General features: G+C 44.3%; 20 protein-coding genes and 1 pseudogene. 7 read left to right on the forward strand and 14 right to left on the reverse strand.

What is annotated here, in order from left to right:
• Positions 1 to 77: 77 nt before the first annotated feature.
• Together J7545_RS24185 and J7545_RS18615 are read left to right on the forward strand one after the other, a co-directional pair.
• Positions 78 to 780 (forward strand): annotated as a pseudogene (locus J7545_RS24185) (formylglycine-generating enzyme family protein).
• A gap of 346 nt (positions 781 to 1,126) precedes the next feature.
• Positions 1,127 to 1,729, forward strand: a complete 603-nt coding sequence (locus tag J7545_RS18615) for a Uma2 family endonuclease (protein WP_318699038.1) — start codon at positions 1,127 to 1,129, stop codon at positions 1,727 to 1,729.
• Between the two features lie 241 nt (positions 1,730 to 1,970).
• On the opposite strand, the gene J7545_RS18620 is transcribed toward J7545_RS18615, so the two are convergent.
• Together J7545_RS18620 and J7545_RS18625 are read right to left on the reverse strand one after the other, a co-directional pair.
• Complete coding sequence (locus J7545_RS18620; protein WP_318699037.1) at positions 1,971 to 2,249, reverse strand: XisI protein; 279 nt, start codon at positions 2,247 to 2,249, stop codon at positions 1,971 to 1,973.
• 136 nt (positions 2,250 to 2,385) lie between these two features.
• Positions 2,386 to 2,712: an element excision factor XisH family protein gene (locus J7545_RS18625; RefSeq protein ID WP_318699036.1), complete on the reverse strand. Its 327-nt coding sequence runs from the start codon at positions 2,710 to 2,712 to the stop codon at positions 2,386 to 2,388.
• Between the two features lie 120 nt (positions 2,713 to 2,832).
• Between J7545_RS18625 and J7545_RS18630 the strand changes: the two genes are divergently transcribed.
• Positions 2,833 to 4,638 (forward strand): AAA family ATPase, encoded by a 1,806-nt coding sequence (locus J7545_RS18630; protein ID WP_413038671.1) that lies wholly within the window; start codon positions 2,833 to 2,835, stop codon positions 4,636 to 4,638.
• A gap of 14 nt (positions 4,639 to 4,652) precedes the next feature.
• Here J7545_RS18630 and J7545_RS18635 read toward each other — a convergent pair whose 3' ends face one another.
• The gene (locus J7545_RS18635; protein ID WP_318699034.1) at positions 4,653 to 5,120 is read right to left on the reverse strand and encodes a hypothetical protein; all 468 of its coding nucleotides are present in this window, start codon (positions 5,118 to 5,120) and stop codon (positions 4,653 to 4,655) included.
• 136 nt (positions 5,121 to 5,256) lie between these two features.
• Between J7545_RS18635 and J7545_RS18640 the strand changes: the two genes are divergently transcribed.
• Positions 5,257 to 6,357: an alkene reductase gene (locus J7545_RS18640; protein ID WP_318699032.1), complete on the forward strand. Its 1,101-nt coding sequence runs from the start codon at positions 5,257 to 5,259 to the stop codon at positions 6,355 to 6,357.
• Positions 6,358 to 6,380: 23 nt separating this feature from the next.
• On the opposite strand, the gene J7545_RS18645 is transcribed toward J7545_RS18640, so the two are convergent.
• The 5 genes from J7545_RS18645 to argB form a co-directional block, all read right to left on the reverse strand.
• Positions 6,381 to 7,070 (reverse strand): uracil-DNA glycosylase, encoded by a 690-nt coding sequence (locus J7545_RS18645; protein WP_318699031.1) that lies wholly within the window; start codon positions 7,068 to 7,070, stop codon positions 6,381 to 6,383.
• Between the two features lie 250 nt (positions 7,071 to 7,320).
• On the reverse strand, positions 7,321 to 8,247 hold the full coding sequence (argF, locus tag J7545_RS18650) for an ornithine carbamoyltransferase (protein WP_413038670.1): 927 nt from the start codon (positions 8,245 to 8,247) through the stop codon (positions 7,321 to 7,323).
• 113 nt (positions 8,248 to 8,360) lie between these two features.
• A complete protein-coding gene (locus J7545_RS18655; RefSeq protein ID WP_318699027.1) occupies positions 8,361 to 9,107 on the reverse strand; it encodes a DUF3153 domain-containing protein in 747 nt (248 codons plus the stop codon).
• 42 nt (positions 9,108 to 9,149) lie between these two features.
• Positions 9,150 to 9,641: a hypothetical protein gene (locus J7545_RS18660; RefSeq protein WP_318699026.1), complete on the reverse strand. Its 492-nt coding sequence runs from the start codon at positions 9,639 to 9,641 to the stop codon at positions 9,150 to 9,152.
• 9 nt (positions 9,642 to 9,650) lie between these two features.
• On the reverse strand, positions 9,651 to 10,526 hold the full coding sequence (gene argB / locus J7545_RS18665) for an acetylglutamate kinase (RefSeq protein WP_318699025.1): 876 nt from the start codon (positions 10,524 to 10,526) through the stop codon (positions 9,651 to 9,653).
• Positions 10,527 to 11,094: 568 nt separating this feature from the next.
• Between argB and J7545_RS18670 the strand changes: the two genes are divergently transcribed.
• From J7545_RS18670 to J7545_RS18680, 3 genes are all read left to right on the forward strand, one after another.
• Complete coding sequence (locus J7545_RS18670; RefSeq protein ID WP_318719989.1) at positions 11,095 to 12,855, forward strand: sigma-70 family RNA polymerase sigma factor; 1,761 nt, start codon at positions 11,095 to 11,097, stop codon at positions 12,853 to 12,855.
• Between the two features lie 7 nt (positions 12,856 to 12,862).
• Positions 12,863 to 14,194, forward strand: a complete 1,332-nt coding sequence (locus J7545_RS18675; protein ID WP_318719990.1) for an SNF2-related protein — start codon at positions 12,863 to 12,865, stop codon at positions 14,192 to 14,194.
• 420 nt (positions 14,195 to 14,614) lie between these two features.
• Entirely contained in the window at positions 14,615 to 16,141 is a 1,527-nt protein-coding gene (locus tag J7545_RS18680) for a C-terminal helicase domain-containing protein (protein ID WP_318719991.1), read from the forward strand.
• Between the two features lie 143 nt (positions 16,142 to 16,284).
• Here J7545_RS18680 and J7545_RS18685 read toward each other — a convergent pair whose 3' ends face one another.
• From J7545_RS18685 to cobA, 6 genes are all read right to left on the reverse strand, one after another.
• Positions 16,285 to 16,833, reverse strand: coding sequence for a shikimate kinase (locus J7545_RS18685; RefSeq protein WP_318700879.1), 549 nt, complete (start codon positions 16,831 to 16,833; stop codon positions 16,285 to 16,287).
• Positions 16,834 to 16,992: 159 nt separating this feature from the next.
• Positions 16,993 to 17,676 (reverse strand): hypothetical protein, encoded by a 684-nt coding sequence (locus J7545_RS18690; RefSeq protein WP_318700880.1) that lies wholly within the window; start codon positions 17,674 to 17,676, stop codon positions 16,993 to 16,995.
• 4 nt (positions 17,677 to 17,680) lie between these two features.
• Positions 17,681 to 18,295 carry a flavin prenyltransferase UbiX gene (locus J7545_RS18695; protein WP_413038669.1) on the reverse strand — a complete coding sequence of 205 codons (615 nt, stop codon included), beginning with the start codon at positions 18,293 to 18,295 and terminating at the stop codon, positions 17,681 to 17,683.
• 172 nt (positions 18,296 to 18,467) lie between these two features.
• A complete protein-coding gene (locus J7545_RS18700; protein ID WP_318700882.1) occupies positions 18,468 to 20,735 on the reverse strand; it encodes a ribonuclease R in 2,268 nt (755 codons plus the stop codon).
• Between the two features lie 540 nt (positions 20,736 to 21,275).
• Positions 21,276 to 21,947 carry a phosphate signaling complex protein PhoU gene (gene phoU / locus J7545_RS18705; protein ID WP_413038668.1) on the reverse strand — a complete coding sequence of 224 codons (672 nt, stop codon included), beginning with the start codon at positions 21,945 to 21,947 and terminating at the stop codon, positions 21,276 to 21,278.
• Between the two features lie 333 nt (positions 21,948 to 22,280).
• Positions 22,281 to 23,042, reverse strand: coding sequence for a uroporphyrinogen-III C-methyltransferase (gene cobA, locus J7545_RS18710; RefSeq protein WP_318700884.1), 762 nt, complete (start codon positions 23,040 to 23,042; stop codon positions 22,281 to 22,283).

Here is a 23,042-nt window from a genome sequence, read left to right on the forward strand (position 1 = left end):
AAGCGCAATATTTCCAAGAGAACTTGGGAGCAGGAATCTTTTTAGATATGGTGGCTATTCCGGGGGGAACGTTCCTCATGGGGTCGCCACCAGATGAAGAGGAACGACGAGATAATGAAGGGCCGCAGCATTCGGTGACGGTGCAGCCGTTTTATATGGAAAAATTCTTGATTACGCAGGCTCAATGGCGCAGGATAGCGTCGTTTCCGCAAGTGAATCGTACCCTAAAATCCGATCCGTCTCGTTTCAAGGGCGATAACTTGCCCGTAGAACGAGTTTCATGGTATGATTGCGATGAATTCTGCGCCCGGCTGTCCCAGTATACGGGAAACTCCTATCGCTTGCCTTCTGAGGCAGAGTGGGAATATGCCTGTCGCGCTGGAACAACGACTCCGTTTTGGCGACACCCTGACTACTGACCTCGCCAATTATAACGGGAACTCTACATATGCTGATGGCCCCAAGGGTGAGTATCGTGAGAAAACTACGCCGGTAGGAAGTTTTCAGCCGAACGAGTTTGGACTCTACGATATGCACGGCAACTTGTGGGAGTGGTGTGCCGATCATTGGCATGATAACTACAATCTAGCTCCTACAGATGGGAATATATGGCTATCTAGCGATGGATTAATTCAAGAGTATTGCGCGGTGGTTCTTGGATCGGATCTCCTAGGGACTGTCGCTCTGCGATTCGGAGCTTCAACAGTCCCGTCAGTCGGAACGACGGCATCATTGGCCTGCGGGTTGTCCGTCTCCCCCCAAAGGCGGAAATTTTTTTGAAAAAATGGGGGTCTGTTCTTCTCTTATATATATGCGGACACATTCCCTGACTATAGCTCCTAGGCTACCAAAGAATGAGGGAAAAGTCAAGGTCAATGAACAATTAACAATGTTCATGTCGGCGAGAGCCAAAACATGGGAGTAATATCAAGTCCGAATAATCAGCTATGATTTGTCATTGCGACCGCAGGGAAGCAATCGCCAAGATTAGCGAGATTATGAGATTGCTTCACTCCACTGCGTTCCGTTCGCAATGACAACTGTTTAATCGGACTTGATATAACTGCATTAATTCCAGATTGGTTCGTTAACATGGATTTATTCTCCTACGAAGCGCGATAGACCTATGGTTCAACTGCAATCCAAACAAGTCAAGTCTCCATCGTCGGATCAGCGTATTGTCCATTCTGGGATTACTTGGGAGCAATTCAAACTCCTTCAGTCTGGATTTGGTGATCGCCGCAATCTGCGGCTTTTTTACTACCAAAATACTGTAGAAATTCTCATGCCGGGACGAGAACACGAATTTTTCAGTCGCTTAATTGGATTTCTGATTGGGTTATTTTGTCTGGAAATGGGAATTGAATTTGAACCCCTTGGTTCGACTACGCAGGAGCGCGAAGGTACTGCTTCAGCCGAACCAGACGAATCCTATTGTTTCAGTACATCTAAGCCTAGCCCGGATTTAGTCATCGAAGTCATCTTTACCAGTGGCAGCCCCAACGAACTGCAACGCTACCGCGTCCTAGGTATTCCAGAAGTATGGTTTTGGGAAGATGGTGTATTTAGCCTCTATCGACTGCAAGGGGAAAATTACAGTCAAATTTCTCGCAGTGAAATCCCGGAATTGATCGACTTGGATATAGAACTGCTCACTCGCTGCGTGTTGATGGCACAAACGTCACGCTTAGAAGCCGCGAATGAGTTTCGTAGATGGATGAAAAATTAAAACAAATGCATTTTTCGACAATAATTAACAATGAACAATGAACAATGGCGTTTGTAGGGGCGGGTTTAACCCAAATTTAGGCCACCCACAAATCGATTCCCAAAACCCGCCCCACCCCCAGGGAAACCCACTGCGAAGGGTTGGAGGGCAGGTTTACCAACATCTTCAATGCCCACCGATCGCTGTTGTAAACCTGCCCCTACGGTTTTTGGGATTAAGAAACTAGATTTCTGGCCACGAATTACCCTACAGCATACTCAGTAAACTGTCGTTTAAATGGAGAATGAAAACCAATGACTATATCCGTTTTCGGCACACCTAAATCGTGCAATTCTTGACCCACATCATTTTCCGTCCCATTGTGCTGTATCCAAACTTTTCCATCCTTAATATCAAAATGTAAAATAGAGCCATAAATCCGGTAATCCCCTATCCAACCCACATGAAAAAGCTGGTAATGATCTCTAACTAGATCGAAAATTAATTGTGTGTCTACTCCGTCTTCTGGATCGGTGCCCAAATGAGCCTAGGTTTCTAAGAGATTTTGAATGGCTTGGCGATAGCGATCTAGTTTATCCATCGGTTAATACTCTCCTGTTTCGGTTCATAGAGAATGATCTTCAATTGTTGAGTGTTAATGATTTCTTGAACTAATTCTATACTAAAAAATAATTATAGGTTTCGAGAGTAATGGCGAGATAAAGAATATGCTCTGAATATTGTTTGAGTAAGAGACTAAGATAGGTAATAAATTGACCAAGGGCTGTATAAAATTCGGAAATCGTAGAGTTTTGAATAAAGCCTTTAATTTCTACGGCAATTTTATCTCCTTCTCGTTCTGCCGCTAAAAACTTTTCTGCACCCAGATCGACATAAAGTTTTCCGAGATCGGATCGTAGCATCAGAGGGTCATGGGTGATTATCCATCCATCTTTTTCTAAAGCATGGCGTACAGCTTGATGAAACAAATCTTTAGCCGGCATGATAATATTTTCTAGAGGATACCCAATTCTCAAAGTAAAATCGACTCTCTAATGCAATTATATCCTACTTTTACCTTAAGAATGGGTATAATGATCCATAAAAACTATCCATACTTCATGATGAATGATTTATTTAAAGGATTTGAAGACCTATTAGAACTCGCCAAACGGCTAGAAGAAAAAGCAGAACAAGGAGAATTGAAAACCGATATTCAGTTTCGTTCTTTGAGTAATATCCCCCAAGGGGGAAATATTCCCAAACGTGCCCCGAGTAAACCTTCATCAGAGGTGATTATTACGCCGCCACCATCGGAAACTGGGGACAATATTTCAACTGCGCCAAATTCTGGCAACTTATCCTTAAACCAAATTGGCGGTTTAGAAGAAGTGAAACAGGAATTGCGAGAACTGGTGGAACTACCCCTCAAACGTCCTGAATTACTGGCGCAATTGGGTCTAGAACCGACGCGGGGAGTATTGTTAGTGGGGCCCCCTGGTACGGGAAAAACCCTCACGGCTCGCTCTCTGGCTGCCGAATTAGGGGTGAATTATATCGCCATTACGGGGCCGGAAATTATGGGGAAATATTATGGAGAATCGGAAGGTCGATTAAGGGATTTATTTGAGAAAGCGGCTCGTAATGCTCCTTGCTTGATTTTTATTGATGAAATTGATAGTTTAGCGCCCGATCGCTCCCAAGTGGAAGGAGAAGTGGAAAAGCGCGTGGTTGGTCAACTCTTGGGGCTGATGGATGGCTTTTCGGTCAGTGATTCAGTCGTCATTTTAGCCGCCACCAACCTGCCCAACCGCCTCGATCCGGCTTTGCGACGACCGGGAAGATTCGATCGCGAAATTGTGTTTCGAGTCCCCAGAATAGAGGAACGAGTACAGATTCTCCAGATTCTCAGCCAAGGGATGCCCTTAGAGTCTGGGGTGGATTTGGAGGCGATCGCCTCCCGCTCTGTCGGATTTGTGGGCGCAGACTTAAAAGCCCTGTGTCAAAAAGCCGCCCATCATGCTCTGCGTCGCCAAGTCCCCACCCCAGACACCCAACCCACTGCCCCATTAACCATTAATTCCGATGATTTTGAGCAAGCGCTAAGTGCGATTAAACCCGCAGTATTGCGCTCGGTGGAAGTGGAATCTCCCCAAGTCGCTTGGGACGATATTGGCGGGTTAGAGGAGACCAAACAACTGTTGCAAGAGTCCGTCGAAGGGCAATTGCTCTATCCAGAACTGTATCAAAAAACGCAAGCGAAAGCGCCCAAAGGCATATTACTGATGGGAGAACCAGGAACGGGTAAAACCCTGTTGGCTAAGGCGATCGCCTCCCAAGCACAGGCGAACTTTATCGCCATTTCCGGGCCAGAGCTGCTCAGTCGTTGGGTCGGAGCCTCAGAACAAGCCGTGCGAGAACTGTTTGCCAAAGCCAGACAAGCGGCTCCTTGCGTGATTTTTATCGATGAAATCGATACCCTAGCGCCCGCACGAGGTCAGTATAGCGGTGATTCTGGAGTGGGCGATCGCGTGGTGGGGCAACTTCTGACCGAAATTGACGGGTTATCAGTTTCCAAAAACCTGATTCTGATTGCAGCAACCAATCGTCCGGAGGCGATCGATCCCGCTCTGTTGCGTTCCGGCCGTCTCGATCTGCAACTGAAAATCGACCTCCCCGACACCCCCAGTCGCCTCGCCATTCTCCAAGTCCACAACCACAACCGTCCCCTTTCCGGCATTGACCTCTCCCACTACGCCGAACTCACCTTCGGATGGAGTGGCGCAGATCTAGCTCTTCTGAGCAACCAAGCCGCCCTGCAAGCGATCCGCCGTTTCCGCACCCTAAACCAACCCGTTAGCGAACTCTATATTACCAGTGACGACTTCCAGCAAGCTTACACCCAACTCAAAACCCTGCGAGGATTATAAGATAGTGAAGCTTTTTATCCAACTGTTTGCTTTAAAATTTTTGTACCCTCTAATTTATCTGTAGGATATAATAATATTTTATAAAAATCTTCTCCTTCTAATCCATCTTTACTTATAGTATCAAGTCCTCCATACAAAACTGTTACTTGATATATCCCTGGGTTAACTGGTATTTGCAAAGTATCGGGTTGGTAATCTACAGCACCAAAAACAGCTAATTTCCCAGAGTGTATCATAATACTACACTGAACTATATGATCCCAAGAATCTAAAGATACAGGAATATTCTTTTCACTTATTTCCAAGCCCACAGGCACTTCCATATTTCTTGCAGTAACAATTGCAATTTTACTAGATGTATATACTAATTTATCCTTAATAGAATGATCAGAAATGTATCCTGAAATATCATCATTGTTATTGGCATCACTTAAAAATATAAGATGGTAGTCTGCAAAAATCTTCATTGATATTTTTTTCATTATGATTATATCATTTTCCTAGATACATACACTGAAGAAGTATCAATTGTCGCAAACATTTTTTGATGCTATAATCGCAATCAGAATTACAGACCAATCCTGGGTTGTAACCGTTCATTTGAGAGGCAACAAATAGATGACTTCATCAACAGTATCGCCAACATTACTTAGCCCTTTTAGCTTACGAGAATTGCCCCTAAAAAATCGCGTAGTTATGGCCCCCATGACCCGCTCACGCGCAGGTTCAGAACGCATTCCCAACGCTTTGATGGCTGAATATTATGTTCAACGGGTCTCTGCGGGTTTGATTATAACCGAAGCAACAGTTATTTCTAAACAGGCTAACGGATGGGTAAATTCACCTGGGATTTACTCAGAGGAACAAACTGAAGCCTGGAAACAAGTTGTTGATGCCGTTCATACTCGAGGAGGACTCATTTTTCTGCAACTTTGGCATTGCGGACGAGCATCCCATAGTAGTTTTCAGGAAAATGGTCAATTACCCGTTGCCCCTTCAGCAATTAAACTCAATGGAGAATATGTTCATACTCCGATTGGCAAACAACCCTACGAAACCCCTCGCGCCTTAGAAACAGAGGAAATCCCCACAATTGTAGAAGACTATCGTCGAGCAGCAGAACGCGGTAAAGAAGCAGGATTTGATGGGGTAGAGATTCATGCTGCTAATGGCTATTTAATCGACCAATTTCTGCAATCTAAAACCAACCATCGGACTGATAGGTATGGTGGGAGTGTGGAAAACCGATATCGCTTTCTCCAAGAAATTGTTGAATCCGTTCTCACCGTTTGGTCAGCAGATCGAGTCGGGGTTAGACTCGCCCCAAATGGGAATTTTAATGATATGGGTTCGCCAGACTTTCGCGAAAACTCTCTGTATATTGCTAAACAGTTAAATGTTTATGGATTAGCTTACCTCCATGTAATGGATGGTTTAGGCTTTGGTTTTCACGAATTAGGAGAACCGATGACGTTGGCAGAATTTCGAGAAGTATTTACAGCACCGCTAATGGGAAATTGTGGATATACTCAAGAAACTGCTGAAGTTGCAATTAAAGAGGGACATGCCGATTTAATTGCCTTTGGGCGACCATTTATTAGCAATCCCGATTTAGTAGAGCGTTTTACTAATAGCTGGCCGCTGAACCCCGAAGCCGAGATGAACATTTGGTTTTCATTTGACCGAGAAGGTTATACGGACTTCCCCAACTATAGTTAATGACCCAATTTTCTCTATATGCTCTAACTAATTTCATCTAACTTGCGCCGTACCTCTTGAATATCCTGCCACATTAACCACTTCGGCTTTCCTGGTTCGCGGGAGGGATTTCGCAGTAAATAAGCTGGGTGAAAAATAGGCATACAGAAGCGCCCTTGCCAGTCAAACCACTGACCGCGAATTTTTGTAATGCCTCGTTTATCTGCTAAGATCCCTTGAACGGCTGTTGCACCAGTCAATAAAATGATTTTTGGATTCACTAAACGGATTTGTTCTAATAAATAAGGCTTACAAGCATCCATTTCTGAGGACGTGGGTTTACGGTTTCCTGGAGGGCGGCATTTGTTGACATTACAAATATAAACATCACGCTCGCTATCTAATTTTACCGATGCCAATATTTTATCGAGTAACTGACCGGATTTCCCGACAAATGGTAATCCTTTTTCGTCTTCATTTTGTCCGGGAGCTTCTCCCACAATCATCAAGCTAGCTTTGGGATTTCCCCGGTGAATTACTACATGGGTACGGTTTTGTCCTAATTCGCAGCGCTGACACTGTTGGCAATGTTTGGTCAGGGCTTCTAATGTTTCATAGGTTCCTGGAGGAATGGGAATTTTGGGATCTTTGGGAATTAATTCTAGGGAAGAAAACCCAGAATTGCCGGCAATAGTTGAGTCATCGAAGAGATTCAGTTGATCGGAATTAGACATAGTAATTAATAATGAAAACTAACAAAGTTTACTCTCTCCTACTGGAGATGGATTCGCTTCTCAAGGGATGAGGAAAAGAGGTGTAGGAATTTTTGTGCTTTTATAGCAAAGAAAAGGAGAGTTAGGACATTTTCTATTGCCTCTTGCCTCAAACCATAACCTAACTGTGCTAACCGACTCTTTCTCTGCTATAGCTTTGAGTGGGTGCATTAGGCTGTCGCTAACGCACCTTAGTACTTCTGCACGAAGTCTATTCATCTTTGCCTAGAATACTGGCTAAGAGGGCTTTTTGGGCGTGCATTCGGTTTTCTGCCTGATCCCATAGGCGAGATTGGGGACATTCCATCACTTCATCGGTAATTTCTTCACCACGATGGGCGGGTAAACAATGGAGGATAATAGCTTCAGGATCGGCTAATTTTAATAGCTCTGTATTCACCTGATAAGGTTTGAAGAGTGGAATCCGTTCTCTGGCTTCTTTTTCTTGACCCATACTTGCCCAAACATCAGTATATAAAGCATGACATCCTTTGGCGGCTTCTTGGGCATTGTGGGTAACAATCACTTCTGTTTTATCCCCCGCAAATTCTTTGGCTTTGGCGACAATTTTCGAGTTGGGTTCATATTCAGCAGAAGGGACAGCAATGCGTACATTCATGCCCATCATTGCACAGCCGAGTAAGAGGGAATTGGCAACATTATTGCCATCGCCAAAATAGGATAGGGTTTTACCTTGGCAACTGCCAAAACATTCTTGGATAGTGAGTAAATCAGCGAATATTTGGCAAGGATGCTCTAAGTCGGTGAGGGCGTTGATGACAGGAATACCAGAAAATTGGGCATAGTTTTCTAATTCTTTTTGTTCAAAGGTACGAACAGCCAAAATATCTAAATACCGGCCTAAAACTCTGGCTGTATCGGTAACGGGTTCGCCACGACTGACTTGGGTGACACTGGGATTGAGGTCAATGACTTGACCGCCCAGTTGATACATGGCAACGCTAAAGCTGACGCGGGTACGGGTTGAAGCTTTGCTAAATAAAAGTCCAAGAACTTTACGGCAAGTCCAACTGATGTCTCCTGATTTGAGTTGGGCAGCGAAGGTTAATAGCTCATGCAGTTCGTCAACGGTTAAATCGGCAACGCTTAATATGTTTCTTCCTTTTAAGGCTTCCATAGGGATTTCTACAAAACGATAGTGTACAGAGTGGGGAGTGGGGAGTCGGGAATAGGGAATAGGGAATAGGATATCTCTGTGTCTCCCCATCCCCTTATCTCCTCATCTCCCCATTACCCATTTTGAGGTAACCAATCTTTGAGAGTCATGCCACCAAAAACAGCAGCTAGGATGATTAAGGCTCCAATACCAATGGGACTGGGAACCCAAAAAATGACTTCTAAGTGATTGATTTCTCCGGCCTCAAGTGTCCAAATTAATTGATGATTTTCGGGGTCTGAGACGGGAGTGAGGCTATTTTCAGCTTCGGTAATGGGTTGGGCATCCCAGGGGGTAGTAAGGGCAAATTCTAGATTGAATAGGGAACCGGGACTGACGAGAACATTGCCTTCGGAGGAGAGAACGGCGAGCGATCGCAAGTCTACATCCATTTCTAGACGGTTGCGAATGGCGATCCAAAAGTTATTTTGAGCAATATTGAGTTCGGAGGTGAGTTGGGGTAGGGTTTCATCCTCTGTTTGGGTTTGGAGATGAGTGGGGTTAAAAAACTCATTAAACTTGGAGGCTAAGTCTGCACCATTATAAAAGGGAATGGTGACGAGCAGTTCCCGGTCGGAAATCCGTTGGGTTTTGCCTCGCAATTTTCGGGTACGTTCTTGCAAGCTTTCTAACCATTGTTCGGCCACCACTTGGCTGAAATCGTGCAGGCGATCGGAAATTTGCACCCGTTGCACCATTTCTCCATAGGTTTGGCTTTGAAAATTGACCCCCACATCATACTTAACGCATCCCGTGAGGGCGATCGCCACGATTAAATATAACGGCCAGAAAATCCGAACCCTAGATCGATGTTTTCCCATGATTTTGGTCTATCTCGTGTTGGCTGCCTTCCCATTATCCCCCTATCCGAAGCCAATCCACCCGCCAATAATTAAGGCGATCGCCACTAAAGCCACCCAAAGAAACCGATTATCTTCTGTTTCTACGGAGGACCAATCCATCGGTTCTAACTCCTCTTTGGACTTTGGAGGCTTAACTTGGGTGGTTCCTGTTCCTTGACGATAAAGGCGATCGCTCTCCTCCATAGCAGATAAATCGGGAATCGTAGTATTCCATTCCGAACGGCGATTGAGCTGGGGAGCCTTCAAAATCTCTAATAACCGGCGTGCTTGTTTGCGAGTGTGCCAATCGGGATGATTGTCCAGGGTTTCACATAAAGATAAGGCTTCGTCGCGCTTTCCGGCTGCTTCATAGGCGGTGACTAACCAAATCTGCACTTCACCTCCCAAGGCAGAAGAGCCAGCCACTTGCCCCTTGGCAGCTTCTAAATCGGCGATCGCCTCCCGATAGTCTCCACGCTCAAAGGCTTGTTTACCTCTTTCCAACAGTTCCATCCTTCCTCCCTAAGCCACAATCATCGAACCAATTCCAGCATCAGTTAGCACCTCCAACAACAGGGAATGGGGAACCCGGCCATCAATAACATGGGTCGCTCTGACTCCTTGAGCTAAACTTCGGACACAGCATTGCACTTTTGGAATCATTCCTCCAGCGACAATTCCCACCTCAATGAGATTGCGAGCTTCCTGAATATCTAGGCTATCGATCAGGGTCGAGGGGTCTTTATAGTTTCTCAAAATACCGGCTGTATCGGTTAACAAGATCAGTTTTTCCGCCGATAAGGACGCAGCCAATTCTCCAGCTACGGTATCGGCATTAATGTTATAGGCTTGTCCTTGGGGATCGCAGGCAACACTAGAGATTACGGGAATATAACCATTTTCCAACAATGGCTTCAGAACTTTAGTATTGATGCTGCTCACTTCTCCCACAAATCCAATCCCTTCTTGACCCTGGGGGCGAGCAGTAATCAAGTTACCATCTTTACCGCACAGGCCGATCGCCTGGCCCCCAGCTTGGTTAATTAACGAGACGATTTCCTTATTTACCCGACCGACTAACACCATTTCTACTACATCCATCGTCGGTGCATCAGTCACGCGCAATCCATTCTTGAATTGGGGTTCGATACCTAATTTGCCCAGCCAGGTGTTAATTTCTGGCCCTCCCCCATGGACTAGCACCGGACGCACTCCCACACAGGAAAGAAACACAATATCGCGCATGACTTGGTCTTTGAGGGTGCTATCTTTCATCGCTGCTCCCCCGTATTTAATCACGACTGTCCGACCGGCAAATTTCTGGATATAAGGAAGAGCTTCACTTAAGACACGAACCCGAGTGGGTTCATCTAGATGGTCAGTTGCTGCTGTAGACATGAATAGATTCCTTGATTTAACAAAGGTCTGATTGTGGATGAAAGCCGAGTGGCTCAACTGTTAATTGTGAACAGAATCGGATTTCAAAATCCGAGGCAGTTGGGTGAGAATGGTATCGGTTACTTGTTCGAGGACTCCGTTCCAGTGAGAGTGAGGTGTCAATCGGCTAATAATATAAGTAATGATACAGCAACAACAAATCGTTGTCTCTTACAGAATGCATTGAGGCAGATAGGCGATCGCTATCAGTACGGTTATCTTAGGTTCATAGATATGTAATATTATAAACCATAATATTCGCGTTATTTCATTATGTATCAGAGTGTAGAGTATAACGTTAACCAATGCTAAGATCCACTAGGCAATATGACTGAACACAATATACTGAAGGAAAGAATCAAGATCAATAATTTACTGGCAACTAAGAATTATCAACACTTGAAGTGTTGCTAGTGGCTTAGGATGAATTCTTAGCTCACACAGCTATTATGCTGGAGTTGTATCCCCAGAAATGGAAAACTCCCAGTGCAGCCAGTAGCCGTTAGATGAAGATGATTAGAGGAGAGTAATGCTTAAACTCAATGATTTGTCTGAAATTCATGAGGCAACAGATCTCGCTAACTTATTTGTGAGACTAGGCTACGAAAATTGCTTTGGTCAATTAAACACAGAAAATCTACAGTTATCACCCGTTCTAGAAGAATCAATTTATCGCTCCTATTTACTCGCTTCATACCAAGAGACCCAATTACAAGTGATTTTATTTGAACTGAAATGGGACTCAGATACTGTATTAAAGAAAAATATTAAAGCTATTGCTAATAACCTAAGTCAGCGATCGAATTTATTCTTGATTCTAGGAACTACCGACTATGAGCGTTTATTTGTCGTCACTACACTTACCCATTTTGATAAGACAAAAATGAGCTTAGAAAAAATCATTAAACTCAGCCAAGTTTTTTTACAGCCCCCAGAACTATTTGATGTTCATTTATTTACTAAGCTTGCTGCATCTGGCAAAGATGTTCGTCAACTTTATCAAACCCACCATAAATTTAATACCTTTGCATCTCAGAGGACAAGAGATAAACAACCAGAATTAGACTCTCTAGGCTTATATTTAAATACAATTGGTAAAACGAAACTTCTAACTCCAGAGCAGGAGATATTATATTCTCGACAAGCTCAGTTATGGTTTCAACTAAAACAAGTATATGATGATTGGCTCAAAGAGCATAAAACTCGACCAACTGATTTAGAATGGGCACAGAAATCAGATTTAAGCTTGCCTGAATTCTATCAAAGATTTTATCTAGGTAAATTCGCTCGTGATAAACTCACTCAAGCTAACTTAAGGCTTGTAGTTAAAATTGCCAAGAAATATCAATCATCTTCTTATTGCCTAGATTTAATTGATTTAATTCAAGAAGGCAACCAAGGTTTAATGATAGCAGTTGAAAAATTTGACCCCACTAAAGGGTGTCGTTTCTCAACTTATGCTTACCACTGGATTCGTCAAGCAATTACAAGAGCGATACAAAACTATTCGTCCATTATTCGACTTCCGGTTTATATCTGGGATAACAAGAGAAAGATTGACAAAACTATATCTGAATTCAAGGAAGCAGAAATAGCTTGCTCAATGGAGAACATAGCTGCTTATTTAGAAAAGAGCGTTCAATCCATTCAAGAAATCATTCAATACCTTGAACCAATACTTTCATTGAATATATTTGTAGGGGACAGCGAAGACACTTCTCTTGAACAGTTGATTTATGATTCAAAAATAGAAGAAGAATTAAATCTAGGTCTAATTAGAGAAGACTTAGAGGAAGCTTTATCTACACTGAAACCAAAGGAAGTAGACATACTGAAGCAGCGATTTGGTTGGGACGATGGAGACTACAAATCTTTGCAAACAGTTGGAAATATTTATGGTGTAAGCCGTGAAAGAATTAGACAAATTGAGAACATAAATTTAATTAGATTAAGACATCTAATGTCAGCATACTCCAATGAGTATATGAAAAATTCAGACTCTTTGAGATCGGAGAGTCTGAACCAAAATAAAATCTCATCAACAGAACCACCACCAGCACCAAGAAGACCCAGCCTATCCAGAAAAACCAATGAAGTAAATGATTCAAATAACAATTCATTACCTTTCATTTATGATGAACTGAAAGTCCAGAAAATTAGAATATTCAAGTGTTCTGGGTTTAGTGACGATAGAATCATCAGCATACTGTGGAAAGTACCAGAAGATTCTCCAGAGTTTTGCAGAGCAAAACAAGAGTATCAGAAATTGATGAATCCCACTCATAATTAGTTGAGCTATGCCTATCCCCGACTATATTGACAACGAAAAACACATCCTTAAATTAGTCCTTGAACAGCTTATCCTTAGCGATCGCCAACTGAACCTCGATATCGCTACTGGATTCTTTCGGATTGAAGCTTGGGTAGAATTGGAAGAGGCTATGAACCGTCTTACTTCCCTGCGGCTTCTCATTGGACGTGACCCTACGATCCGTCCTGCTGAGAGAGATCGCCTAGACTTACTCAAATATTTCCGCACGGACTTACGAGAGGAACTCAACCAAAAGCAATTTACACTCAGCTACAAGCAACAAATTGACCGAATTATTGCTTATCTGGAGCAGGAACATATTCAAGTTAGACTCTACGGAGCGACCACAGGAGAGTTTCTTCATGCCAAGGCTTATATCTTCGATTCCCACAGCATTGTAGGATCGAGTAACTTTACTGTACCGGGAATCAGAAAAAATAAGGAACTGAACATCGTCAACAAAAATAAGGCGATCGCTAGTAACCTCAGACAAAACTGGTTTGAGACGTTCTGGAATGATTCCAGTGTTGACCCAGACTATAAGGCTAAACTAATTGAAGCCCTCAATGCTTCCAAGTTTGGCAGTAAAGCCTACACTCCTTATCAAGTCTTTCTCAAGGCTCTCTATGAACTGTTTAAGGATGACTCAATCGTTGGAGACGGAGAACAAACCACCTTAGAACTGGCCAGTTTCCAACAAGAAGGATTTGAGAGAGCGATCAAACTCCTCGAACGCCATAACGGTTGTATGGTAGCTGATGCAGTAGGTTTAGGAAAGACTTATATTGGATTGCGCGTAATTGACTACTACCTGATTAAATTGCGCCGTCCCCGTTATGTGCCTAAAGCCTTAGTTTTGTGTCCAGCTCAGTTACGAGATTTAGTTTGGCGCAAAAAACTTGATGAATTTGGCTTAAAAGCTGATGTTATTTCTCATGAAGAAATGGGGCGCTCGGAGTTTGACCGAACGAAATACCGAAACTACGATTTGATTGTCATTGATGAATCTCACAACTTCAGAAACAGTGCTACTAATCGTTATGCTAATCTTACCAAGCTTTTGGGCGGCGGGAAACGATACAAACGAGTTTTGTTGCTAACAGCAACTCCGATTAACAATAGTCTTTTTGACCTCTACCATCAAATTCTACTCCTGACTCGAAACAATGATACTTACTATCGGGAGTGGGGAATTAATAACCTCAGAACATATTTTCAGAATTTAGTCAAGGGGAAAGACGAAATTACTACCCTACTCTTTCAGACCATGGTACGCCGTAGTCGCCAAGATGTAATCAAACGCCTGGAAGCAGGATAAGAAATCAGAATAGCAGGTCAACTGATTCGCTTTCCTAAGCGTGAACTTAAAAATTTTACTTATAACTTTGAAGAAAGTTTTGCTGGACTCTATATTGGTATTGCTGATATTATTGACCAACTCAACCTAGCTCCTTACAATATTAAATCTTACAAAAAACGTCTTGGGAAAACGGAGCAGATTGAAGTTGAGCGTAATCGTGCCCTCGTTGCTTTACAGAAAACTCTCTATTTTAAGCGGTTTGAAAGCTCTCTGATTGCTTTTGAGAATACGGTATCGAACCAAGCCCAATTCCAAACCAGGTTTTATGAACTGCTGACCCAAGAAAACAAACTACTTGATAGTAAGAACTTTCGTAAATTTCTTCTAGCAACTCAGCTTGATGATGGAGAAGATGTTCTCGTAGACATTATAGATAAGTTGGAAGACATTGATCCAGCAGGTTATGACATTGGCAAATTGACCGAAGCAATTGAAGCCGATATTCAGAAGCTTAATGAGATCCTAGAGCGCCTCCAAAAAATTCATCAGTCTGTAGAAGCAGGGAAAGACAGCGATCGCAAACTGATTGCCTTCAAAGATTTGTTACTCACCCTCAAGAACCAGAAGATTTTAGTCTTTAGTTATTTCAAAGATACTGCTACCTATATCCATGCTCAATTAAAGAACGATAAGGATTGGTGTGAAGCCGTGGGTTTTCCCACCATTGACCTGATTACTGGCAACACACCAGGGAAGCAACGGGAAATCAAAGTTAAGCGTTTTGCTCCTAAAGCCAATACAGAATCAGAAGAAGAGCGAAAAGCGATCGCCCAACACCCCATTGATATTCTCATCTGTACCGATGTTCTCTCAGAAGGTCAGAACCTGCAAGATGCTGGGATTTTAGTCAACTATGACCTACATTGGAACCCAGTACGAATGATTCAGCGGGCTGGACGAATTGATCGTTTAGGAACTGACTATGAAACACTCTATATCTATAACTGTTTTCCAGAAGAAGGATTAGAATCCCTGCTACACCTAGTCGAACGGCTTCAAAAACGGATTGCTGATATTGACAACAATGTGGGCTTAGATGCTAGTGTCTTAGGTGAAGAAATCTCTAACCGTTCTTTAGAAGAGTTGCAGAGACTCAAGCAAGCCGATAGTGAAGCCGAAAAGCAAGCGATTCTGGAAGAACTAGAGCAAGTTTCTGATTTAGTTTCTCTAGATGAAATGCGTCTGCCATTGTTGGAATTCATGCAACGGATTGGTCAAGAGGTTGTCTCAGAAATTCCCATGGGAATTCACAGCACCAAATACTTGACTATCAACGATCCACAATATCGAGAGGGTGGGGTCTTCCTGGCATTTAAAGCAAGCGATCGTCACTTCTGGTACTTTTATCCCCGTCAAGATGGGCAGATTTGTCTTGATACCAACCTACTCATAACTGATCTGAGGAAACTATTTAACTGGTTGAAGTGTCAAGAATCAGATTTCCCACCCCCTGACACCCTAGCTCCAGTATCCTTTGATCGCTCAATTTTTGATGTAGTACAAGGTGCAACTGAAAATCTACTGCAATATTTCCAACGTCACAGTACCAGTTCAAAGCTTAAGCCAAAGCTCACAGGGATTTTACAGAAAATTTATCAAGTTCTTATTCAAACTACTTTGGGGACTGAATGGACAAGTGATGAACAAGAGACTAAGGATCGGGTTTTGCAAGTTCTAGAAAATCGAGAGTTACAGAGCTATAAGCGAGAAACGAAACAACTCTGGGAGGATTATCGAAATCATCAAAATGAGAAGGACTTGCTTTACAAGCTCGATGAACTCTTGATTGAAAATGAACTTTATCAAGACTTAGATGCGCCGAATTTAGAGTCAATCCGGAAAGTCATTAAAGCTGAAGATATACAATTGGTGTGCTACGAATGGTTTTACCAAGAAACATCATAGGCTTTGTCAGGTAAGCTAGGGTTAAACTCCTTCAGCTTGGCGTGCAGGTAGCGAGTGAGGACTACTTCGCGATCGCTACTGCTTTCTCTATTGTCCTGTCCACCCTACACCTGATTGTGGATGAAAGCCGAGTGGCTCAACTGTTAATTGTGAACAGAATCGGATTTCAAAATCCGAGGGAGTTGGCTCAGAACGGTATCGGCGACTTGTTTGGGAGACTCAGCTCCAGTTAGAGTGAGATGTAAATCGGCTTGTGCATAGAGATCTTGACGGCGATCGCACAACGTCTGTAAAGTCTCCAGGGGATTGGTCGTTTTTAAAAGGGGACGAGTATCATCGGTTTTTAGGCGATCGTAGAGGATTTGTACCGGAACATCAAGCCAAACCACAATCCCATGGCGCAGATAGCCCCAATTCTCCGGTTTTAGGACAATACCACCACCCGTCGAAATCACAGAGCGCACTTGAGCAGATAATTGGGCTAGTACCTGGGTTTCGAGTTGCCGAAAGCCTTCCTCCCCCTGAGTGGCAAACAATTGGGGAATCTTAGTACCTGCCACCCGTTCAATCAACGTATCTGTATCAAAAAAACGATAATCGAGCTGTTTAGCTAAACCCTGGCCCACTGTAGTTTTACCAGCCCCCATCATACCCACGAGGAAAAGGCTACAGTGTTTAAGGGTGTTGTTCATGGCTCAAAGGATTAACAATTAACAATATAAGAATGATACAGCCAATCCTTAAACTATTATGCACAGCCATAATATTCTGCGTCGCGAAACGATTCTTAATTCAGCTGAAGTGATTTATAACGACAAAATATTACTTATTACTTTACAGCGCGTGGCACTCTAAATCCAATCTCGATCTTCTGAAGGGTTGGAGTCTTGAGTATCCCAGTCGGTTGTGTCGTTCTCTTTCTTCGGAGTAGGAGGAGAGGGTGCGGATGCTTCATAAGGGGGAATAATCACCCGGTAGTCGGCATCATAAACGGTATCCTTCGGTTTTTCGGTAGGGCGCTCTGGAGGTTTTGAGACACTACGATAAGTATTCTGGCTCTCTTGTTCTCCATTGCCCCAAGTTACTGGATTAAGGCGCTCTTCTTCCCATTCCTTGGGGGGTTTAGGGGTTTGTTCCCAATCGTCTTCTGAATCAACAGAGCGTTTAGATTTAGAAAAGAAATTCTTACCTGGAGAGCGGTTACTTTCCTTTGGAGATGAACCGCTCCGGTCACTTCGACTGCGCTCACTTCGACTGCTATCAGTGACTGGGTTCGAGGCGACGTTAGTCTTACGGGTTGAAGAGATTTCTTGCTCGCTTGTATATTCGATCACTCCATCAGAACTTTGTAAAATGATGGTAATCAGGCGAGAGCTGATGAGTCCTAGGGTAAAGGCAATAAAGAGCCAAATGCCCAGGGGCAGAGAGGGTAACTTCCCTCCCAAAAACACCACGGACATTGAGAGGGTCAGATTTTGCGCTACGGCAACAAGACCGATCCCTAGAACTCCCAATAGCACATTTTTTTGATTCATCTGCCTATTTTAACCCGCCCTGCCAACGGTTGAGAGGAACGCAATCAATACCAAATTGATCGAGTGCCCTCGCGACAACAAAATCAACTAAGTCTTCAATGGTTTGAGGGTTATGATACCAAGCAGGAATCGCGGGTACAACTTGAACCCCAATTTCAGCGAGGGTGGTTAAGTTCCGCAGGTGGATGACGCTTAAGGGAGTTTCTCTAGGAACGATCGCCAGTTTTCGTCCTTCTTTGAGCTGCACATCGGCTGCTCTTTCTAGTAAATCGGAACTTAATCCGACTGCTAGTTTAGCGACTGTGGACATACTACAGGGGATCACTAACATACCCTGAGTTCGGAAGGAGCCACTGGCGATCGCCGCCCCCACATTTTGCCAAGGATGACAGATTAATTGTCCCTTGTCCATTTCTCCGGCTTGTTCTCGCCAAAATTGACTTTGTTTTTGCCCGTCTCCAGGCATTGTAATCCCTTGTTCGGCTTGCCAAACTTGATATGTCGCTTTGGAGGCGACTAACTCAATGGTGTATTCTGCCGCTAATAGGTACTTAAGGGCGCGGATAGCATAGATGAGGCCAGAGGCTCCAGAGACCCCCAGGATTAAGGGTAAGTTCATGATTTCAAGATGGGGGATGGGGGGATATTCCAGACGCAGGGATACAGGGATGGGGGGACACTCCAGACGCTGGGAAACGGGGACGCGGAGATAGGGAGAGGAGGATGGGGAGGATAGGGAGGCTAAGACCCTATTACCCATTACCCATTACCCATTACCCATTACCCATTCCCTAGTTATAGTAATCTTCGTCTTCTTCCTCCTCATCATCAAAGCTATCGGGGCTATAGCTGCCGCCACTAATGGCGACTAAGTCAATTTGTTGACGATAGTAGTCTACACTCTTGACTTGGACTTCGACGCGATCGCCTAAGCGATAGTGATTGCGATTTTTACGCCCAATCAGCATTTGTTGACGACTTCGATATTCATACCAGTCATCTTTCAGGGAGCTGACATGCACGAGTCCTTCGACTAAGGCATCTTCGAGTTCGACAAAAAATCCATAGGATTGAACCCCGGTAATCACTCCGTGGAAGATTTCTCCGGTGTGGGATTTCATGAACTCAGCTTTTTGTAGGCCATCTAAGTCGTCTATGGCTTCTTGGGCGATGCGTTCGGCTTCACTTAGATGGGCAACCATGGCGCTAAAGTGGTCTTCTAAATCGGCTTGCGTATCTGGGGGCAGTACATTCCAGTTAATTTTGCCATGACAGCTACTGCTGGTTAAGTTTACTCCTTCTTTAGCACGAGCATTCCGGCGATCGCGACCTTGAGTAAACACTTCATGCAGAACTCGATGAATTAACAGGTCAGAATATCGATGTAAGGGAGCTGTAAAGTGGGTATACCCTTCATCCACCGCCAACCCAAAGTGAGGTTTGGGCGCAATACTATAAAAGGCTGGTTTGAGTGCCCCTAGGAGTAAATAGGTCAGCACTTTCTGGGCTGACGTGCCATCAAACTGCCCAGTAAAGTTCTGATAATCCCTCGGTTTCACCTCTTCCTCATCTTCGAGTTCTAAGCCGATCCCTAGATTAGCAGCCAGTTTAATCAGTTCATGGATTTCTTCCACATGGGGGGCTTGATGAACCCGATAGAGGGCTGGGACTTGTAGCTCTCTGAGATGTTTGGCGACCAGTTGATTGGCTAAGATCATCAGTTCCGTCACCATTCCTCTAGCCGGTAAGGAGAAGGGAACCACCAAAGCACCTAGGGAGCCTTCATCATCGTAGTGGTATTTCTGATCGGGTAAGTTCAGCTCAAAAGACCCTCGTGCTAGACGATGCTGGCGCAGTTGCTGGGTGAGGCGGTAGAGCTGTTTAACCGTTTCTCCCAGAACTGCTGGTAGGTCTTCAACGGGTTCTTCTGCCACCAGAAGAGCTTGGGTTTGTTGATAATTGAGATGATGATCTACGCTAATGACCGTGGGTTCAATCGTATATTCTTGAACTTGACCTTGACTATCGAGAATGATCAAAACCGAGAGACTACGCCGCTCTTGTCCTTGAATCAGGGCGCAGTGTTGGGTTACTTCTGGGGGTAACATGGGTAGCACTTTGTGCCCCAGATAAACGGAAACGCCCCGTTTGGCAGCCGCTTGATCGATCGCACAATTGGGGGGAATCCAATCCGAGACATCGGCAATATGAATGCCTAAGCGCCAATTCCCTCCTTCCCACGGCTCTACGCTAATCGCATCATCAAAGGTATCGGTTTGATCTGCATATTCTCCTGGTTTGATGGTGAAGGTCAAGATCGAGCGTAGGTCTTGGCGATCATCTGGCCCTATTCCTTGGGGTTGTAAGTTAGCCGCCTCTTCCAGAACCGCAGGAGAAAAAATCTTGGGAAGGTCGTGTTTGCAGCGAACAATTTCGGTATCGGCTGCTTCTTCAGCGTTGAGTCCCAGCACTTGGGTGACTTCTCCGATGGGGGGATAAGGCCCGAGGGGATAGCGCTCAATGGAGACATGCACCAAATGTTCAATGGCCGATTCTAGGGTTCCATTGTTGGGTAAGCTCAGTTCAAAGAGTAGACGGTCATCGAGGGGAACCGCTTTATAGTCCCCATCTTGCCATTTGATCCGAGCGAGAACCGAGGTAATGGCACGGTCGATAATCAGGAAAACTTCTCCTTCTGGCGATCGCCGTCTGGAGCCTTCTTTGAGGACACGCACAAAGACGCGGTCTCCATTCCAAGCAGTGGATAGATTACTTTCTCGGATATAGATATCCTCAGCTTCTTCATCATCTTGAATGGCAAAGCAAAATCCTTTACTCGAACAGCGCAGTTTCCCTTCTACCAGTCCATTTCCTGGACCCCGGCGATACCGTCCTCGGTCTTTGATCAGTATCCCCATTTTCTCTAGAGCGTCCAGAGCGATTTGTAGTTGACGTAAACTGATATCACTCGAAAGTCCCAGTTTTTTTTCTAGGACTTTAGGAGCAATCAGTTTATCATCAGTGAAATTGGAGAGCAAATTGGCGATCGTGAATTCCATGTAGCGATACGTCCTTAGTTGTCTGTGTCTTTACAGCCAGTTGGCTATCTGGATAGGGCGAGGCGGTTCATGGAGATTGAACCAGCCTAGCTCTCAAATTAGGATTAGATCGGGTTAATTTATGGGGACGATCTTAATCCAATCCTTGCCTTTAGGGTGGGGCTGTTTCTTAACAAGAGTCCGAGCGATGCAGACTCTTACCCGTATGGAAACAATTCAGCCTTGAGCTAAGGGCAACCCAATCGGGAATCAGGTAGATATTCCTATGGTCTTTTGCTAAGGTTTATCCGCACTAACGGAAATGATGAGTTGCGGATAAGAGTCTCAACTCAGACCCAAAGATTATCAGAGCACGATCAAGCCTTCTTCTGAAGAATAAGCTTGCGTTAGGGTAAACCGGAAAGAGTAGACCCGTACATTTCCCTTAACTTGCTGCCACCTGTTAACGTTTGGTGAATTGCTGGTCAATTGATCCGAGGATAAAATCGACTCTTTTGAGTTTATCATTAATCGGGATCGAGTAGATCGGCGATCGCTGATTTAATGACGCTCACCGGTCACAATATAAGCCACGCGCTGGCCAATGTTGGTTGAATGATCCGCCATACGCTCTAAATGACGAATGATTAAAACGAGCAATAAAATCGGTTCTATTTCCCCTTGAATATGGCGTTGATTGGCTAATTTTTGGTACAGATATTCATAGTCTGCATCGACCACATCATCTTTTATTTTGATCTCTAAGCCTCCCTGAGCATCAAGATTGGATAAGGCAACTAAACTCATAGCTAACATGGATTGAGTGCGATCGTACATCAGTTGCACTTCGCCAATCATGGGATGGGGAGGATAGGCAAAGAGTTTAATCGCAATCTCTCCTAAGTCTTTGGCATAGTCCCCAATGCGCTCTAAATCTTTAACTAACTGCATCATAGAACTGAGTAATCTTAAATCTTGGGTGACAGGTGATTGAAGAGCAATGGTGGTCACACAATCGAGTTCAATTTGGCGATAGAGTTGATCGATACGCTTGTCTTGGGGTTGAATCTGATTGGCTGCTTCTAGGTCTTGTTCAAATAGGGCTTGACGAGCTAGGCAGCATGAATTTTCTACTAGAGCGCCCATCCGTAGCACATCCCGCTGCAAGCTCCGAAGCTGCCGTTGAAAATAGGTTCTCGTGATTTTTGAGGTTGATGTTGGGATATCCACCAGTATCCTCGACCAACTAAATGCTGAATAATTGCCCTTGAATTCCATCAGTATAGCGATTAGCTCTGGCAATGGCTGAATTTAATTGAAGTTTAACCCAATGGCCACTTTGAGGGAATGGGGAATGGGGAATGGGGAGTGGGGGATAGGCAATAGGCAATAGGGTGCAAGCTATCCCCCTATCCTGACAAGTGAATGATTTTCATGATTGTGCATCCATAGACCCTCAGAGTGCCCTAAATTTCATAGAGTCATCTTATTCTCCGTGTCCCCGTGTCCCCGTTTCTCCGTGTCTTCCTGACTCGAATCTTAAAATCATTCCCTTGAAAGATCCTCCTATCTCTCTATCTCCCTATCCCCTATAGCTCCCACAACGTGACCAATAACAGCGATCGCCGGTGAGCTAAATCCGCTTTCTTCTACTTCATGAATAACCGTTTCTAAGGTTGCCACTAGGGTTTCTTGTTCGGGACAAGTTCCCCAACGGATCAGACTAATCGGAGTTTGGGGAGATAACTGCGCCTCGAGCAGTTGGGGGATAATCTGGGATAAATTATGAATCCCCATATAAATAACAATGGTTTCTGAACCTTGGGCGATCGCCGGCCAATTCACTTTCGGTCGATATTTGCCAACGGATTCGTGCCCAGTTACAAACGTCACGGAAGAACTATACCCCCGATGGGTTAAAGGAATACCTGCATAGGCTGGAGCGGCAATTCCGGAAGTAATACCGGGCACCACCTCTACTGGAATTCCCTCAGCGAGCAGATCGGCCATTTCTTCCCCACCGCGCCCAAAGATAAAGGGATCTCCACCTTTGAGACGAACGACGATCGCCTGATTTTGAGCTTCTTCAATTAAAATTTGGGTAATTTCATCCTGCTTGAGTGAATGTCTTCCGCGTCGTTTTCCCCCATGGATTTTTTTCGCCTTCGGGTTAATCATCTCTACAATGGGAGGACTGACCAAGGCATCATAAACGACCACATCGGCCATCTGAAGCAGGTCTTTTCCTTTGAGCGTCATTAATCCGGGATCGCCAGGCCCTGCACCAACAAGATAGACTTTACCGAGGGGAGAGGATGAAGAGGTCAT

The organism is Roseofilum sp. SBFL (assembly GCF_017746885.1).
Taxonomy (GTDB): domain Bacteria; phylum Cyanobacteriota; class Cyanobacteriia; order Cyanobacteriales; family Desertifilaceae; genus Roseofilum.